Raw genomic sequence first — 15,747 nt, forward strand, 5'->3', positions numbered from 1 at the left:
GGTGGACGCGAGGAACCACACGAACGAGCCCGCAGGGCTCCTCGCGTCCCAGGTGAAATTGGGGGTCAGATCCAGTCGGAAACGTCGTCCTCGGGCGTCGAGGACGAAGCCGCGGGCTTGCTGCCGTTGGCCGTCGTGGTGGTGGCCGGCTTCTTGCCTGCGGGTTTGCCCTGTGCCGGGAGGGTGATCGTCGGGACGTCGACGTCCGGCAGGTCCAGGGCGGTCGGCACCGTCAGCGGTGCCTGCTCGACCGTCGGGGCGTCCGGGTCGATCACGTCGACCAGCGGCGAACCCACAGTGGCGGTCAGCACCTCACGGCGCTTGATGTCGAACCGCAGATACGCGGCGGTCCGCTCCGAGGCGCGCTCGATGAGCACGGTGGAGGCGTGACAGGTCACGGCGATCTTGTCGAGGCGGCCTTCCAGGTCCTTGGCCGACAGGCCAGGACGCAGGTACACCCAGACCCGCTCACCGACCGGCGTGGGACGAGCCCACAGGATCAGCGGCAGGCTGCCGGACTGGTTGGCGATGATGAACTGCGAGAAGCACACCCGCAGCCGATGCCTCACCACGAGACACCACGCCCAGGCGATCACCTGGCGGCGGCAGACCGGCACGGCGGCCGGGACACCGACGACCAGGGCGACCACGAGCAGCGTCACCACGGCCGGGGTGTGGTCGGCGAGCTGCACCCAGAAGGTGAGCACGGCGACCGCGAGCACGATCTCGATCGCCCACCACCACAGCAGCCGCAGCACCGGCCAGATCCGCACCAGCACCCACGCGATCCCACCGACCGGCACGCCGACGAGCGCGCCGAGGAACAGAGCCAGGATCGGGTGCATGTAGGACGCGGCCACCACAGCCGACAGAAGACCGACGATGACCGCCGACAGAACGAACGCCAGCCGGGCGTTACGGGCCGAGGAACGGTGAACCCTGGCCTCAATGACCGTCACCGTTCCGGTTGACTTCCCGCCGAAGGAACGGCGAGGGCTAGACTTGGACACGACGAGTCCTCCCAAGTGCCAGTTGGGATCGGATGAGTTGACGGCACCGGGGTCGGCAGATGTAGGAGTCAGTACCGACCCCGGGCCAATTTCTTTCTTGCCGCCACCTGTCGTGACGACCGGACCGGGAACGTAGGAGTCAGGAACACTCCCGGAACCGCATGGGGTTGGATCAGCGGACCATCAGGCCGCTTCGCAGGCCACGGACACCTGTGGCTCACACAGCACGACGTGCGAAGAGACCTACTTGGCCGGAGAACCAGTCTTCGGCTTCAGCGACACCGCCCGGAACGCGACGCCGTTACGCCCGTTGGTCGCCCACGGAATGGCCTCCAACTGCTCGACCGCCAGGAAGTCCCCCACCTTCACGTTCGGCTTCTCACCCGCCGTCGTGATGGTGATGACCTCCCCGCCCGTCTCGTCGAGCACGAAGACCTGGGTGGACCACATGGGCCGGCCCGTGTTCTTCTCGGACTTCTGGTTGCCGTTCTGGTCGTTCTTCGGCTCCGGGTCCTTCGACGCCGTCACCTGCTTGCTCGTGGTGTCCACGTACAGCTTCAAGGCCGTCTCCTGTCTACTGGGGCACCGCTCGCCGGTGCACTCCGCTGTCTTCATGTCTTCATGAAGACGTGCAGACAACGTACGACGGCCGTCCGATCGCGTCAAGACTTCATGAAGACCTAAACTGGAAGCTGCCGCGAAGGAGCGTGAAGACATGGCCAAATGGGAGCGGATCGCCGCAGACTGGCGGGAAAAGATCCATTCGGGAGAACTCAAGCCCGACACGAAGCTGCCGAATGAGCAGACGTTGAAGGCCGACTACGAAGTCAGCTTGCCCGTCGTTCGACAAGCGCTCGACGCGCTCGAAGCAGAAGGTCTCGTCGACCGTCGCCACGGTCGAGGCACCTTCGTGCGCGCACCCCGGCAGCGAGTGCGGCGGTCTCCCGAGCGGTACCAGTGGGAGAAGGACCGAGCCCGACTGCCTGAGTCTCAGCGACGCCGTACCGGCGCGACTGAGCGCGACACCGGTCTGACCATGCAAGATCTTGAATTCTCGGCGCAGTATCGGACCGTTCCCGCAAGCGCCGACCTGGCCCGCCTGTTCAGCGTTCCCATCGGAGCCAAGATGCTTGAACGCATCTACCGCACCAGCTCGCGCAAGGAGAAGGTGCCACTCAGCCTCAACACGTCCTACATGGTCTACGACGTAGTGGCCGAGAACCCGGCACTGCTGGACGACCACAACGAACCATGGCCCGGCGGAACCCAGAACCAGCTCTTCACCATCGGCATCGAGCTCGACCGAATCGTTGACGAGATCACCGCACGGCCACCGTCGGCAGACGAAGCAGAAGCCCTGAAACTGCCACCCGGTGTGTCGGTGCTCGTCCTCCGCAAGATCTCCGTGGACACCAAAGACTGCGTCGTTGAGGTGTCAAACGTCGTACTTCCCGGCGATCGGACGGAGTTCGTCTACACCACGAAGCTTGCGCGGTGGTCCGAGTGAAGATCTCCGTCATCACTCCGGTACACGCCCCGAGCATTCCCTACCTGGCAGACGCTTACGAATCCCTGCGATCTCAGGAGCTGCCAGACGGATGGGCCTGGGAGTGGCTAGTCCAGGAGGATGGGCGCACCGGCAAGGTGGAGGCCGCCTTGCCCAACGACCCACGCGTCATGGGCGCGACCGGCAAGCCAGGCGGCCCAGGGACCGCCCGCAACATGGCCATGGCCCGCAGTGGCGGGGACCTGTTGAGAGTCTTGGACGCAGACGACCAACTGACACCGGGTGCCCTCGCTCGCGAGATCGAGATACTCGCCAGCAGACCGGAGGTCGGCTGGACCACATGCAGCGTGCTTGACCTCATGCCGGACGGGTCAACCATCGGGTGGCAGCACGCCGACCCTCCGGGCGGCACTCTCCCCCGGGGCGACGTCCTGACGTACTTCCGGACCAACCAGTACCGGCTTCCGATCCACCCAGCCACGCTGTGCATCCGGCGTGACCTCGCGCTTGCCCTCGGCGGATGGATGGCACTGCCCGGCGGGGAAGACACCGGCCTGCTGATCGCCGCATCGGTTGTCACCGACGGGTACTTCGTTGCGGAACCTGGACTGTTGTACCGCAAGCATCCGGACCAGATCACCGCTCAAAGCGACTGGAGCGCGAACGAAGAGTGGCAGCTCCGCATGCAGCTCATCGAGTCGCGAGCTACCGCTTTGCAGTCGTCCTTTCCCGCTGCACGTGCCTGATTCGGAAGTCCGCGGCTTCGGCCAGGTCAAGCCAGGTCGGCCGGCTGCCGGCAATGTCGGGCTCCACTTGATGCGTGACGGATCGATGTCGGATGACGGGTGACACGTCCGGCTAGACGATTTCGTGCAAGCCCAACACTGCCCAGAAGCTGCTAGGGCTGGCGGCGCGCGAAGAGGACGGCCCCTGGGAAAGGCTGGTCCAGATTGAGCATCAACTGGGCCTCGACCGTGAATCCGGCATCGCGCAGCCAAGCCGTTACTTGGTCAGGTTGGCGTCGGTGAACGTAGACCCTCATCGGGTGGCCACCGTAGCCCTGTGTTTTCAGCCGCGATCCGTCGCCCACGTGAAAGCCGAGTAACAGCGGTCCGCCGGGACGCAACACCCGCCGGAAGTGGCCGAAGACCGTGGGTACCGCGTCGTCGGGGACGTGGATCAGCGACCAGAAGGCAACCAGGCCGGCAACCGAGGCGTCGCCGAGACTCAGATCCGTCATCGAGCCCACCTCGAATCGCAGGCCAGGGTTATCCCGCCGAGCAACGTCGATCATCTTGGGTGAAAGGTCGATGCCGAAGGCGTCGACGCCAAGCTTGCTCAGGTGGGCGGTGACGTGTCCTGGTCCGCAACCCACGTCCGCCACCGGCCCGTCGACGGCGGCCTGGACCATGTCGGCGAACAACGCCAGACTCACTCGTAGGTAGGGCTCGCTAGCGAGAGCGTCGCGCACCTGGTCGGCGTAGCCGACGGCGACTGTGTCATAGGAGATGCGGGTGTCAGCCAACCAGTCTTGATCGCTCATCCCAGCGAGGGTAGTGACTCGACGGAGCGCCATGCATCAAGTGAAGCCACGATGTAACGCACCAACCCGAGTACGACAGCCCGGCTGCCGGCAATGTGGTTCAAAGTTTCTGTACGTCTTCAAGGCGGCCCTGAACGGGCCGCACGCGCCGCCGCCTGGGCGCGCGTCCGTCGCTCCGCTGGCGCTCCGACTCCGGCCACGCAACACGCCCGGCGGCTGGCGCGGAAGCGTGAAGCCCAAGGGGCCGCCGCAGAACGACAGGGGTATTGACCGGGTGGGGGTGGGCCGGCAGCCGGCCGGGCCGCGCGGCCACGAGCCCGCGCGGCGTAGGGAAGCGCACGCCGGCCGCGTCGGCGAGCTGGCGGCGGTCGCGGGGTGGCGGTTACTGCGCCTCCGGCGGGGGCGCTCCGGCTCCAGGATGGCCAGGGCTTCGCCGGCGGGTCACGGTCCGTGGGTGGTTGCGGTAGACCATCCCGCCTGCCATCGACCCGGGCAAGCCGAGCAGACCCCCGCCCGACCCGCCAGCGTCCGAACCTGCGTCAAGGCCGTCTTGACGTGGCGTGCCGAGCGGGGGCCCGCTCCCCGGTGGGCGGGTCGATGGCAGACGGGATGGCTGAAGAACTCGTGCTCGGCGCAGCCGCCTGTCATGAGTCCTGCGAGGAACGCGGCACCACTTGGCAAGTGACGGCGAAGCGGACCCCGAGCTCTTCATACAATGCGTCTACTACTGGCTGCGGGTGATCTGCCGCAAGGCTGGAAATCACCGCGCTTCTGAAGCTCACCACCAGGACGTCACCCTCGACGCTATTGATGACGCCGTCGCGATAAACCGCTGCAATTCGCTTAGAGTTTCGGGAAACCCGAGCGATCACATCTGGCCAGACCCGACGGACGTCGACAGCGGAAGGAGGGCTAGGGAAAGATGCGGCAATAGGTGTAGCGCCCGGGATCTCGACTACTTTACTGCGAGGATCAGGTATTACCACAGGCAGCAGCGCTACTGAGATCAACCGCTCGGAGTCAGTGTTGGATGTCAGGACGTAGTCTCGTCGCTCCATAGGTCGGTCGCTTGGTCGCGCTTCGCGAAACTGAGGGTGCGAGCGGATCGCCTGGTCGGCCCCTTCAATGGCCGTGGTTGCTCGAACATCTTTTACTAGGAGGATCAGCGCCGCTTTGGTATCGCGCCACGTCGTGTAGCTGCAGAGTTGGTTGATTGCGCTGGAGAAAGCCTTCGGACCGCCCCAGAACTTGAATTCGCCAATGAAGGCGCTTCTGTTTTGATAGTTGAGGAGGATATCCGTCTTGCCCGCTCCGTTGAAGGCTTCACCGGTGGCTGCGCCCTCGTAGTTAGCGTTCAAAACGAACAACGCTAGATCACGGATCGCCTCCTCGCCGAGACCCCTAGCTGTGTCTGGAAGGCGTTCCATGGCTCGTCCGAAGCTGCTAAGCGTGCGGATCACGTCCTCATAGATTTGCCGAGAGACATGAGGCTCGGTCGGAGAAGAACTGGACTTGGACTCTTGCACCCGGACGATTTTGCGCTGAACTGGGACCTCCACCCTCGCTTGGGTCGCAATGCTTGTGAGGGGTATTGTCAGCGCTGCATCGAGGTCTGCTGTGTCGTCGAGCAGGTCTTTACGGTCGTATACCTTGGACCGAAGAGCACTCCGCAACTGGGCGTTGAATTGGGCAGCGTCAGCGTTGGCCTTCGTAACGCAGCCACTGACGTCGCTAATGAATTCGGCTACCCTTGAGTTGATTGTCGATGCTGTTAGTCTACCCTGAGATTGAATCGTCAATTCGACTGCCGAATCATCGGAAACAGTCGGCTTCAATGCGGAATATGCGAGAAGGCCATATTGGAGGAGTTCCTTTGACCCGGTGAAAGGAATCCTCACCGTGACGGCCTGTCCTGGCAGCTCCTCTACGGTATCGCCTACCCACTTGTCCGTTTTGATAGACGTCACCTTGACCTGAGACCGAGAAATTCCATTTGAGTCAAGCCCTACGAGCTCGTGGCTGTACCGGCGAAAGACCCGCTCAACGACCTCATTGGGTTGCTGCTGGACCATTGAGTCTGGCTCCCTGTTGGCCGCGAGCAGCGCGCGCGTCATAAGCACGTCAAACAAAGAGCCCTTCACGGCGTTCAGTACACGGCGGTCAGGCATTTGGCACCCACCGGCCGAACATCATCGTCGGGCTGGCGAAGGACGCCGGAACCAAACGTTTGATTAGCCAGCGACAAGGCTGAACCTCGACCGAGGGATCTTCTGTAAGGCCGCGGCTCCGGGCGGAACGATCTTTATGGCGGTTGGTCCGGTCCAGCCGGGTTGTTAGCCTAGGCACGCGATCTCCTATCAGTGGACGTCGGCAGCGGACCTGGCACGGAGTTCGATGCGGCACCCGTTCCTAGGCGGGTGCCGCTCCGTGCTTCGGAGGCTTGCGCTTGGGTCTGACAACTCCCGTCCTGCGCTCAACTTGCAGGCTACGGGGAGCTGAACGTCAGCCGTGTAAGCCGTCGCGATCGATCACAGCACTTTAGGCCGACACCACACAACAGCACCGGTGGACAAGCCTCGGGACAACCTGTGGACAGCGCTGGACAGGTACGTGGGTGCACTGTGGATTGTGTGGACAACCGGAGGGGAGGAGAATTCTGATCTTCATCATGCACAACCTGGGGCTATGGAACGCGTGCTTTGTGTGCTAGGGGTTTCACGCCCGTGGGCTCACCTCGGCGGGTGTCGCCGCAAGGCCGGCAGCGCCGCGCCCCAGCGACGCGGCGCTGCCACCTGATGGCAGGCAAGATGGACAAGAGGCGTCGTCAGTCGGTGTCTGACGAACCACCGCCAGGGCATGTCAAGGATCCCCCTCGACGAACAAAAGGAGATCAACTTGACATGCGAGGTAGAACGTAGTTAATGAACGAGAAGACGCCCTTCGGTGCAATCCGAATTAATTGCACGTGCTGTCAGCTGCCGCAGCGTGTGAAAGACCGCGACGGCGCACCTCCGACACTCTGCGATGTCTGTAACCAACATCAGGGCAAGCTGCCTGAGCGTCGCGCCCAACGGGCCGAGGCTCACGAGGAGATGCTGCGAGAGCGCCTGACTGCCTGCCGAGCGAGCGAATCAAAGGCCAAGGCACTGGCGGATTCCGCAGATGAGCGGGTCGCGTCAGCACTTGGCAGTAGAGGCGCTTTGGCTGACAGGCTTCATCAGGCAGCAGAGCATGCCGGCCACACCTGCCCTGCGACTCGGATCGCATTCGAACCGGCGACGGTCGAGTGGGCGCGGCGGCATCGACGAGCAATGGCACGCCAAAGGGGCTACCTCGATGAGGACTTTCCATCGCCCCCGCCGCCCCGCCAGGTGGCTCACTGATTGACGATCGCGGGAGCAACGAACGGACACGTCGGTGGACGCTGGCGGGCCGATCGGCTGCCCAACTGCATCGGCTGCTCAGTCGACTGGCTCGCGACGGTTCCTGCGGGAGGCTGGGGAGGCCGCCGTCAGCAGAAAGTCAGCGAGACTTCCGACAAGAAGCGAGAGCTGCTGGTGCAGGACGACAGAGTCAGCGACATGGACGCCACTCACCGACCCTGGCTGACTGAGGTTCGCCGCATCGAGCCACCTTTGCAAGGCAGGGGTTAGGGGTTCGAGTCCCCTGGGCTCCACCACATCATCTGGCCAGGTCAGGGCCCGTGACACGTCCGGCTAGACGCTCTTGCACCGTTGACGGTGGGACTACCGTCGGAGGCGTGATCGTGCGTACGCGCTGGACGATCCCCCACCCGCCTGAGGTGCTGTGGCCGGCACTCTGCGACTCACGCCTCGAACTGCAGCCCCGGTGCCCGGTGTTCTACCTGGGTACGCCTCGACCGACGATGTGCCGGTTGCCCGATGGCCCAGGCGAGGTAGACGCGGCCCGGCAGTGTGTCTCGGAGCAAGGGGTGGTGCGGCAGCGCATCACCGTATGGGAGCCACCAGCCCGGCTGGCGTTCCACATGGAGTCGACGGATCTCGGTTTCCACCGCTACGTTGACTATCTCGGGGATCTATTCGAGATGGCCCCTGCTGGCCGTGGCACGCACGTCACCCGGACCACGACGGTGACAGTCCGCGGGTTCGGCCGCGCCGTGCTCTATCCGGCGTTATGGGTCGGGTTGAAGTCGGTGCACCGCTTCGTGTTCCGCAACTGGCAGACGATGGTGTTATCGCCCCCGCGGCCGGGTGACGCTCCCTCGCCTACTAGGTGACGGCCGTCTGCCGCATATGGAGTCTCCTGACCTCCCACCACATGCTTGACGAATCCGTCCCAGCACATGCTTTACGTTTGGCCTAGATTCCGTGGTCGGCCTTGCGGGCCCGCCTGTGCTTCCAGGCGTAGATGAATGCTGCCAGGCCGATTACGGCGAGTGCGCCGGCGATGGCTGCGTGGACGGCGAGTCTGTGTTCGGCTGCGGTGATGTCGGCGGCTTGCTTCTCCAGCATCTCGGGAGTGGGGTCCTGGTAGGGCATCGAGATCCCGGACAGATCCAGGAACGGCAGGCACGGCAGCAGGCACGAGGCGATGAGCAGGAGAACCCCGGCGGTCAGCGCTAGGCGGGCACGCGACATCGCGACAGGCTTTCACAGGGGTCGTCTTCTGCGTTGACCGCCTCACGCCGTGGTCACCTTGCGGGGCCGGCTGGTTGAAGAAATATGACGCAAGGTGTCAGGTTTCGGGTGAAGCATGGGTTCATTGGTAGGCGCCGGCGAGAGGCGCGGACCACGGCGCAGATAGATGCGGAAAGACAAGGACCTCTTGATCGGCGGGAACTCACTCGCTCCCGCCTCACCCCATAGGCTCCGCCACTCGGAGTCGTCGCCGAGGACCCGGTCAAGTGCTTCGATCGCCAGTTGTGGCAGGTCGTCGTCCAAGCCAAGGGCTTTGCAAGGAAGAAGTTCGGGGTTCGAGGACCTCAGGCCGGGAACGGACGGTTGACGCGTGCGTCGGTGAGGACGGCGGTCCACCAGGCCAGTTCGGCCAGCGCGCTGGCCAGCGCCTTGTTCGTGCCGTCGGCGGGTGTGAAGTGGTTGCTGTCGTCCAGGGCTTCCCACGGGGCAGCCAGTCCGAGGCAGCGTCGCGTGGTGACCATGTTCAGTTCGGCCAGGACACCGCGCAGGTGTTCGATCGCCGCGTACCCGCCCTGGACTCCGTAGGCGACGACGGTGGCCGGCTTCAGCATCCAGGCGGCGTAGTGCCAGTCGATGAGCCGCTTCAGCGATGCGGGGTAGGAGTGGTTGTACTCCGGGGTGACAAACACGAACGCGTCGGCGGCTTCGATCCGGTCGGCGACCTCGGTCCTCGGGCCGCCGCCGGGAGAAAGCCGGGTGTCGTCGGGCAGGGTGATCCCGGCGAGGTCGATCAGGTCGACGTTGACGCCACTGCTCTGCTGGAGCGCGGCGACGACCCACTCGGCGATGGTCGGGCTCATCCGCCCGTTGCGAAGGCTGGAGGCGATCACCGCGACTCGCGTCGTGGTCTGCGCGGCGGTGGTGGAGTGGTGATTGGCATGTGCTGTCGGAGCGGTCATGTCCACCACGCTGCGGGTTGAACATATGTTGAAGTCAAGCCGGATCGACGCGCATCGTCGGGGGGAAGCAACCCCTCGCGGCGTACGGTGAGGGCATGACGCTCACGAACCCGGTCGTGGCATACGCGACCGTCAGCGAGGTCGCCGCCGACAGTGGAGTGGCGCCCTCGGCGGTGCGGTTCTACGAGAAGCACGGCGTGATCAACGCGGTGCGTACCGCAGGCAACCAGCGCCGGTTCGACGAGTCCGCGGCCTGCCGCATCCATGTCGCCAAGCTCGCTCAGCGGGTCGGGTTGACGGTGCGCGAGATCGCCGAGTTGTTCTCCGCGCTTCCCGCCGACCCGGGACCCGAGGATTGGGGTCGGGTCGCCGAGCACATCGTCACCGAGGCCGAGCAGCGCGTGGCCGACCTGAAGGCCCGGCTCGAACTGCTCGGTTCGGGCGCCAGGCTCTGCGATCTGGGAGCGGCACTGGACTCCTGACGCCGCCGGCTCGGCACCCGGCTGGAGGCGCTGGAGCCTGACCTCAGACGCCGCCGGAAGTCGCTACCGCCTCGTTGCGTACCTGCTCAGGGTCACGCCGCCGGGAAACGTCCGCGTCTCCACCAGGTCGAGCTTCGACCAGCCGTCCAGCGCGCCGAAGAACGGCGCGCCGGCGCCCACGAGGACCGGGTGGGTGACGATCTCGTACTCGTCGATCAGCCCGGCCCGCATGGCCGCCCCCGCGAGGGCTGCGCCACCGACCCTCATCGGGCCGCCGTCCCCGGCCTTGAGCCGGGTTATCTCGGCGATCGCGTCCCCGGTGAACAGGCGGGCGTTCCAGTCGACCTTGTCGATGGTGGAGGAGAACACCACCTTCGGCGTGTCCCGCCAGTTCCGGGCGAACTCGATCTGCGCCGGGGTGGCGCCCGGCTGCTGGTCGCCGGTCGGCCAGTAGCCGCTCATGTTCTCCCACAGGCGGCGCCCGTACAGGAACAGGCTGACCGCCCGCTCCTGATCGAGCCACCACTGGAACAGTTCGTCGCTCGATTCGCCCCACCCGATGTCGTCGCCGGGCGCGGACACGTAGCCGTCCACTGTCAGGTTCATGCCGTAGATCAATTTCCGCACAGCGCATGCCTCCGTCGGTCGGTCCCGCAACACCGGACCCCGCAGGTCAGTCGTGGCGGTGACGCAGAATGTAGTCGATGTGGCGGATGGTGTCCCGGCGGTCGTACTCGCTGATCGAGTCCCACAGGTCCGCCAGCCAGTAGAGCGATCCGGACAGCATCCAGGCCCAACCGCGTACCCAGGTCGCCTCGTCGAACCCGAGCGCCTCCCGGTAGGCGGCCCGGGCGCGGGCGTCGAACAGACTCCAGGCGGGTCGCACCTCGACGGCCGGATCGCCGCGGCCGAGACCGCCGAAGTCGATCACGCCGGTGAGCCGGCCCCGGTCGACCAGCAGGTTGCCCGCCAGCAGATCGCCGTGCAGCCACACCGGCGGTCCCGGCCACTCGTCCGCCGCCATCGCCTCGTCCCACGCCGCGGTCACTGCCCGGCCGTCGATCCGGTCGCCCAGCTCCGCGATCGACCGGCGGGTCAGTTCGTCGCGCTGCACCAGGGGTACGCCGCGCTGGATGCCCTCCTTGACCGGCCCGTCCATCGGGTCGATCGCGATCATCGCCCGTACGAAGCGGGCGAGGTCGACGGCGAGGTCGACGTGGTCCTGCCCGGATTGCGGGTTGTCCCCGTCGAGCCACGGGACGACGGTCCACGGCCACTGATAGTCCCCGCCGGGTCGGCCGACCGCGACCGGCACCGGCACGGGCACCGGGAGGTGAGGGGCGAGCCGCGGCAGCCAGGTCGCGTCCGTCGTCACCTGGTCGACCGCCCACGGCGCCCGGGGCAGCCGTGCCGTCAGGGAGTCGCCCAGCCGGAACAGCGCGTTGTCGGTGCCGTTCAGCGGCTGCGGCACGATCGCCAGGCTCGACCATTCGGGGAACTGGTCGCTGACCAGGGCGCGTACCTGCTCCACAGTGACGACGATCTCTCCCGGACGCATCGACGCGACCGTAGGACCCGCCGGATCACACGGTCAATCGAATTCGGAGCGCGGCGTGATCCTGATCATGAACCGATCGGTACAGAACCCTGCTACGGTTGGCTCCGAACCGAGCGGTACAAAATGTGCGGAGGGGAACGAGCGATCATGAGCGCCACCACTGAGGAACTGCGTGACTTCTACCTGCGGTACGTCGATCTGGCGAACAAGCGGGAGTTCGACCGCATGGCCGACTTCGCCCACGAAGAGGTGATCATGAACGGCACGCCGGTCCGGATGGCGGACATGGTGGCCGAGTTCTACAAGCACGTCGAGGCGGTGCCGGATCTCCACTGGGAGATCCAGGAGGTCGTCGTCGAGGGCGACCGGATCGCCGCCCGCCTCGTCGACACCGGAACGCCCGTCAAGGAGTGGAACGGCCTGGCACCTACCGGCGCCTCGGTCTCGTTCGTCGAGACCGCCTTCTACCGGCTCCAGGACGGCAAGTTCAAGCACATGTCGTACCTGATGGACACCGACTCGGTGCGGCGGCAGCTCGCCGGCTGACCGGGGGAATCCGGAAACGCGGCGCGCCCAGCCCGATGCGACATCGAGCTGGGCGCGCCCAGGAAGCTATGCGACGAAGCGGGAACGACGTCGGCGTCCGATGACGTAGCTGGCGCCGCCGAGGAGCAGCAGCGCCCCGCCGATGCCGGCCACTGTCGCGGTGTCGGAGCCGGTCACCGGCAGGCCGCCACCCTCGCCACCACCGTCGCCGCCGGGTACGCCCACGCTGGCGGAGGGACTGAGGGGCGGCACGACTGTCGACGTGGCGCTGGGCGTCGCGGTCGGCGTGGTCGTGGGCTGAGACGGCGTCGGCGTCGGCTGGGATGCGCAGTCGAGCGCGCGAGCCTCGTACAGGCCGTTGTTCAGGTAGGCGAGGTAGGCCTCGACGGACGGGTTGTCGAGCACCTTCTGCGCGGCGGCCCGCACGTTGGGGCCGGCACCCGTCATCGTCTGGCCGATCGAGACGCGCAGAGCCGTCGCCCAGCGATTCTCCACGTTCTTGAGGTATGCGCGAAGGTCGTCCGAGGTGCCCTTCAGCCGCTCCTCGATCTCGCCCGGCAGAACGGGCAACGATTCGGCCTGCGCCTCGGCCAGGAGCCGATAGGCCAGCAGCCGCAGCTCGGAAACGTTGGCCGTGTCCAGGTCGATGGTGACGAGCTCGCGGAAATCCTTGTACACCTTGCGTTCGACCGTCTGGCAGGCGTCGTTCAGCCCGGGCACTGCGGTCTGCGCCGCCGCGGGCGCCGCCGGAATCACAAAGGCCAGCGCCACCAGGGCGCCGGCCGGGATTTTCCATCGCATGTGGACTTTCCTCCCCGTGTAGATCAAAACATGGAGATGTTACCGGCGTCCCTCCGAAGCGCAAGGAGCATTGATTGCGCTAACGGCGCAGTCGATCAACCGCCTCTCTTATCGCCGCGACCCGGCTCGCCAGTGGGCCGGCCGGCACGTCGGCGAGGTCGAATCCGGCCTCGCGATAGGTCAACTCGTGGATTCGCTCGAAGACGAGTGATTCCTCGAAGGTGATCCGGCGAGCGGCGGTCGCCTCCACGAAGCCCTGATGGCGTACGAAGAAAGCGGTTTGTTCGTAGTGGCGATTCGCCGTCATGTCCTTGATCTCGGCGAGCAGCGCGGACGGTGCGGCCCGGCCCAGATAGCGGCACAACGCCAGCGTGCAGACGGGCGAACGGTCGTGGAAGACGACCTCGCCGGCGTTCGCCGCGGCTCGGCGACGGCGCTCCCGTTGGAGATCCAGCACCCGGTCGGCGAAGCCCGGCTCACGCCACGGCTCCGGTCGTCCGAGCGCCTGGTGAAGCGCGATCACGTCGGTCGCCGCCTCCTCCACGACGGGGTACCCGTCGATCTCCAGGTGCCGGAGAATCGCTGTCTTACCGGAGCCGGGAGCGCCGGTGAGGATGTATCCGGGCATGTCGTCCTCCGAATGGCGGGCAATCCGCTTGATAGGCAAGCCGTCACTTGCATATGGTGGGTGACGTGGGCGATCTGTACCAGGCGCTGGCCGACCACACCCGCCGCCTGATCCTCGACGAGCTGACCGAGCGCGACGGTCAGACCCTGTTCGAGATCTGCGGGCGGCTGGCCACGAAGCACCAGGTCACGTCGTCCCGGCAGGCGATCTCCCAGCACCTCGACGTCCTGGAGGCCGCCGGCCTGGTCGTCACGCGGCGGCAGGGTCGCTACAAGTTCCACCACCTCGACACCCGGCCGCTGCGGGCCGTCACCGAGCGATGGCTCAGGTCCGCCGAACCCACCCAGGAGAACCCATGAGAATCAACCTCACCAGCGTGTACGTCGACGACCAGGACAAGGCGCTGCGCTTCTACACCGAGGTGCTGGGCTTCGTGAAGAAGACAGACGTGCCGACCGGGGAGTACCGCTGGCTGACTGTGGTCTCGCCGGACGCCCCGGACGGCGTGGAACTGCTGCTGGAGCCCGATGCGCACCCGGCCGCCAAGGCGTTCAAGGAGGCGCTCGCGGCCGACGGCATCCCGCTGACGCAGTTCGCGGTGGACGACGTGGCCGCCGAGCACGAGCGGCTGCGGGGCCTCGGCGTGCTGTTCACCCAGGAGCCGGTCGACATGGGCCCGGTGACCACCGCGGTGTTCGACGACACCTGCGGCAACCTGATCCAGATCGCACAGTACCGGTAGCCGGGCGCTGACGCCGCGCTGAACCGCTGGACACGATCGGTCACCCTGGCGGCATGACGGTGTGGCGGCGCCCGTACTCGCTGGACCTGACCACCGGCGGCGCGATGTGCGCGGTGGTGGGGACGGCCGCTTTCCTGGTGTACCTCGTGTTCGCGGGCGTTCGCGGCGTTTATCCGGGCCCGATGGCGGCGTTCGCCGTGGCTTGGACCGCCGTCGGCCTAGTCGTCTGGGTTCGCCGCGCGATGCTCGGCGTCTGGGTGAGCCCCGTCGGCGTACGTTCGCGCTCGCTTCTCCGCACGACCACGGTGCCGTGGGCGTCGGTCGTGGAGATCCACAGCGGTACGGGTTCGATAGCAGGTCTGGACATGGGACGCGACGCGATCGTCGTCGAGCGGACCGACGGCGCGCCGGTGCAGACGCCGATCCAGTCCGGCGCCATCGTCCGGCCGTTCCGCCTGGAGCTGACCCGGCTGGTCACCTGGCCGGAGCACTACGACGAGATCCTCGCGAACCTGCGGGAGTGCCACCGCGAGGCCCGGCCCCCGGAGCAGCGCGCGGCGGCGAGCCCGGCGCCGGGTCCGGTCCGCGTCGACCGTCCGGACCGGACCCGGCCGCCCGCGCCGAGCGCCGGGCGGCGGCGTGACATCCACGCGCTGACCCGGCAGTACGAGCGCGGGGTGCTGACCGACGCCGAGTACGCGGCCGAGTTGGCGCGGCTGCGGGGTGACGAGTAGGCGTCAGGCGAGCCGGTCGAGCAGTTCGCGGCTGCGGCTCACCACGAGCGCGGTCGCCTCGGCGTCGTACGAGGGCAGCGAGCTGTCGGTGAACAGATGCCGGTCGCCGGGGTAGACGTACAGCTCGCCGCGTTCGGGGCCGACGATCGACATCAGCTCGCGGGCGGCGTCCACGTCGCCTTCCAGCCCGAAGAACGGGTCCCGCTCCATGCCGTGCACCTGTACCGCCACGCCGTCGGGCCAGGGGCCGATCGCCCACTCACCGGTCACCGGCAGGCAGGCTTCGTAGAGCAGGGCGGCCCGGGCGCCGGGCCGGGTCTGGGCGAGCCGCTGGGCGATGGCGGCACCCCAGGAGACACCCGCGTGGACGAGGTCGGCGGGCAGGTCGGCGACGACCGCGTCGGCGCGCTGGTCGAGGACGTCGCCGCCGATGCGCTTGACCAGCGCGGCGCCGTCGGAGATGGTGGCCGGCCGTTCGCCGTCGAATAAGTCCGGGGTGTGCACGGTGTGTCCGCCGGCGCGCAGGGAGTCGGCGAGGGCGCGTACGCCGTCGGTGAGCCCTTGAATGTGGTGGAAGAGCACGATCTCGGCCATCACTACACTCCTGAGTTGTCAGAC

General features: G+C 66.5%; 20 protein-coding genes. 8 read left to right on the forward strand and 12 right to left on the reverse strand.

What is annotated here, in order from left to right:
- Positions 1-65 precede the first annotated feature (65 nt).
- Positions 66-959 carry a hypothetical protein gene (locus tag KBX43_RS08315; protein WP_210883958.1) on the reverse strand — a complete coding sequence of 298 codons (894 nt, stop codon included), beginning with the start codon at positions 957-959 and terminating at the stop codon, positions 66-68.
- 294 nt (positions 960-1,253) lie between these two features.
- Positions 1,254-1,571: a hypothetical protein gene (locus KBX43_RS08320; protein WP_041799353.1), complete on the reverse strand. Its 318-nt coding sequence runs from the start codon at positions 1,569-1,571 to the stop codon at positions 1,254-1,256.
- A 154-nt stretch (positions 1,572-1,725) separates the two neighbouring features.
- On the opposite strand from KBX43_RS08320, the gene KBX43_RS08325 reads away from it, so the two are divergent.
- On the forward strand, positions 1,726-2,517 hold the full coding sequence (locus KBX43_RS08325; RefSeq protein ID WP_030501466.1) for a GntR family transcriptional regulator: 792 nt from the start codon (positions 1,726-1,728) through the stop codon (positions 2,515-2,517).
- Positions 2,514-3,263 carry a glycosyltransferase gene (locus KBX43_RS08330; RefSeq protein WP_307851488.1) on the forward strand — a complete coding sequence of 250 codons (750 nt, stop codon included), beginning with the start codon at positions 2,514-2,516 and terminating at the stop codon, positions 3,261-3,263. Before KBX43_RS08325 ends, KBX43_RS08330 begins: the two co-directional genes overlap by 4 nt.
- A 152-nt stretch (positions 3,264-3,415) precedes the next feature.
- Here the strand turns inward: KBX43_RS08330 and KBX43_RS08335 are convergent, their stop codons facing one another.
- Entirely contained in the window at positions 3,416-4,060 is a 645-nt protein-coding gene (locus KBX43_RS08335; RefSeq protein WP_210883961.1) for a class I SAM-dependent methyltransferase, read from the reverse strand.
- A gap of 644 nt (positions 4,061-4,704) precedes the next feature.
- A complete protein-coding gene (locus tag KBX43_RS08340) occupies positions 4,705-6,228 on the reverse strand; it encodes a hypothetical protein (protein WP_210883963.1) in 1,524 nt (507 codons plus the stop codon).
- Positions 6,229-7,820: 1,592 nt separating this feature from the next.
- Between KBX43_RS08340 and KBX43_RS08345 the strand changes: the two genes are divergently transcribed.
- Positions 7,821-8,318 (forward strand): SRPBCC family protein, encoded by a 498-nt coding sequence (locus KBX43_RS08345; protein ID WP_166456803.1) that lies wholly within the window; start codon positions 7,821-7,823, stop codon positions 8,316-8,318.
- Positions 8,319-8,400: 82 nt separating this feature from the next.
- Here KBX43_RS08345 and KBX43_RS08350 read toward each other — a convergent pair whose 3' ends face one another.
- The 3 genes from KBX43_RS08350 to KBX43_RS31405 are packed head-to-tail and all read right to left on the reverse strand — an operon-like array spanning position 8,401 to position 9,638.
- A complete protein-coding gene (locus KBX43_RS08350) occupies positions 8,401-8,679 on the reverse strand; it encodes a hypothetical protein (RefSeq protein WP_064448033.1) in 279 nt (92 codons plus the stop codon).
- 42 nt (positions 8,680-8,721) lie between these two features.
- Positions 8,722-9,075: a DUF4259 domain-containing protein gene (locus tag KBX43_RS31400; RefSeq protein WP_231915607.1), complete on the reverse strand. Its 354-nt coding sequence runs from the start codon at positions 9,073-9,075 to the stop codon at positions 8,722-8,724.
- Positions 9,024-9,638: an NADPH-dependent FMN reductase gene (locus KBX43_RS31405; protein ID WP_247677235.1), complete on the reverse strand. Its 615-nt coding sequence runs from the start codon at positions 9,636-9,638 to the stop codon at positions 9,024-9,026. Before KBX43_RS31405 ends, KBX43_RS31400 begins: the two co-directional genes overlap by 52 nt.
- Positions 9,639-9,733: 95 nt before the next feature.
- Between KBX43_RS31405 and KBX43_RS08360 the strand changes: the two genes are divergently transcribed.
- Positions 9,734-10,120, forward strand: coding sequence for a MerR family transcriptional regulator (locus tag KBX43_RS08360; RefSeq protein ID WP_064448031.1), 387 nt, complete (start codon positions 9,734-9,736; stop codon positions 10,118-10,120).
- A 63-nt stretch (positions 10,121-10,183) separates the two neighbouring features.
- Here the strand turns inward: KBX43_RS08360 and KBX43_RS08365 are convergent, their stop codons facing one another.
- Together KBX43_RS08365 and KBX43_RS08370 are read right to left on the reverse strand one after the other, a co-directional pair.
- Positions 10,184-10,747 (reverse strand): dihydrofolate reductase family protein, encoded by a 564-nt coding sequence (locus KBX43_RS08365; protein ID WP_210883965.1) that lies wholly within the window; start codon positions 10,745-10,747, stop codon positions 10,184-10,186.
- A gap of 46 nt (positions 10,748-10,793) precedes the next feature.
- Positions 10,794-11,678, reverse strand: coding sequence for an aminoglycoside phosphotransferase family protein (locus KBX43_RS08370; RefSeq protein WP_210883967.1), 885 nt, complete (start codon positions 11,676-11,678; stop codon positions 10,794-10,796).
- 147 nt (positions 11,679-11,825) lie between these two features.
- Between KBX43_RS08370 and KBX43_RS08375 the strand changes: the two genes are divergently transcribed.
- The gene (locus KBX43_RS08375; protein WP_210883974.1) at positions 11,826-12,224 is read left to right on the forward strand and encodes an ester cyclase; all 399 of its coding nucleotides are present in this window, start codon (positions 11,826-11,828) and stop codon (positions 12,222-12,224) included.
- A 66-nt stretch (positions 12,225-12,290) separates the two neighbouring features.
- Here the strand turns inward: KBX43_RS08375 and KBX43_RS08380 are convergent, their stop codons facing one another.
- A complete protein-coding gene (locus KBX43_RS08380) occupies positions 12,291-13,025 on the reverse strand; it encodes an LPXTG cell wall anchor domain-containing protein (RefSeq protein WP_064448027.1) in 735 nt (244 codons plus the stop codon).
- Positions 13,026-13,104: 79 nt separating this feature from the next.
- Positions 13,105-13,653, reverse strand: coding sequence for an AAA family ATPase (locus KBX43_RS08385; RefSeq protein WP_210883975.1), 549 nt, complete (start codon positions 13,651-13,653; stop codon positions 13,105-13,107).
- Positions 13,654-13,706: 53 nt separating this feature from the next.
- Here KBX43_RS08385 and KBX43_RS08390 point away from each other — a divergent pair, with 53 nt between their 5' ends.
- Genes KBX43_RS08390 through KBX43_RS08400 form a run of 3 tightly spaced genes read left to right on the forward strand, consistent with a single transcriptional unit; the run spans position 13,707 to position 15,129 of the window.
- Positions 13,707-14,012, forward strand: coding sequence for a helix-turn-helix transcriptional regulator (locus KBX43_RS08390; RefSeq protein WP_043327664.1), 306 nt, complete (start codon positions 13,707-13,709; stop codon positions 14,010-14,012).
- Complete coding sequence (locus KBX43_RS08395) at positions 14,009-14,395, forward strand: VOC family protein (RefSeq protein ID WP_069089563.1); 387 nt, start codon at positions 14,009-14,011, stop codon at positions 14,393-14,395. Before KBX43_RS08390 ends, KBX43_RS08395 begins: the two co-directional genes overlap by 4 nt.
- Positions 14,396-14,448: 53 nt before the next feature.
- Positions 14,449-15,129, forward strand: coding sequence for a PH domain-containing protein (locus KBX43_RS08400; protein ID WP_210883976.1), 681 nt, complete (start codon positions 14,449-14,451; stop codon positions 15,127-15,129).
- Positions 15,130-15,132: 3 nt separating this feature from the next.
- Here KBX43_RS08400 and KBX43_RS08405 read toward each other — a convergent pair whose 3' ends face one another.
- On the reverse strand, positions 15,133-15,723 hold the full coding sequence (locus tag KBX43_RS08405; RefSeq protein ID WP_043327661.1) for a dienelactone hydrolase family protein: 591 nt from the start codon (positions 15,721-15,723) through the stop codon (positions 15,133-15,135).
- Positions 15,724-15,747: the final 24 nt, after the last annotated feature.

This window comes from Micromonospora sp. C41, from assembly GCF_018070485.1.
GTDB lineage: Bacteria > Actinomycetota > Actinomycetes > Mycobacteriales > Micromonosporaceae > Micromonospora > Micromonospora chalcea.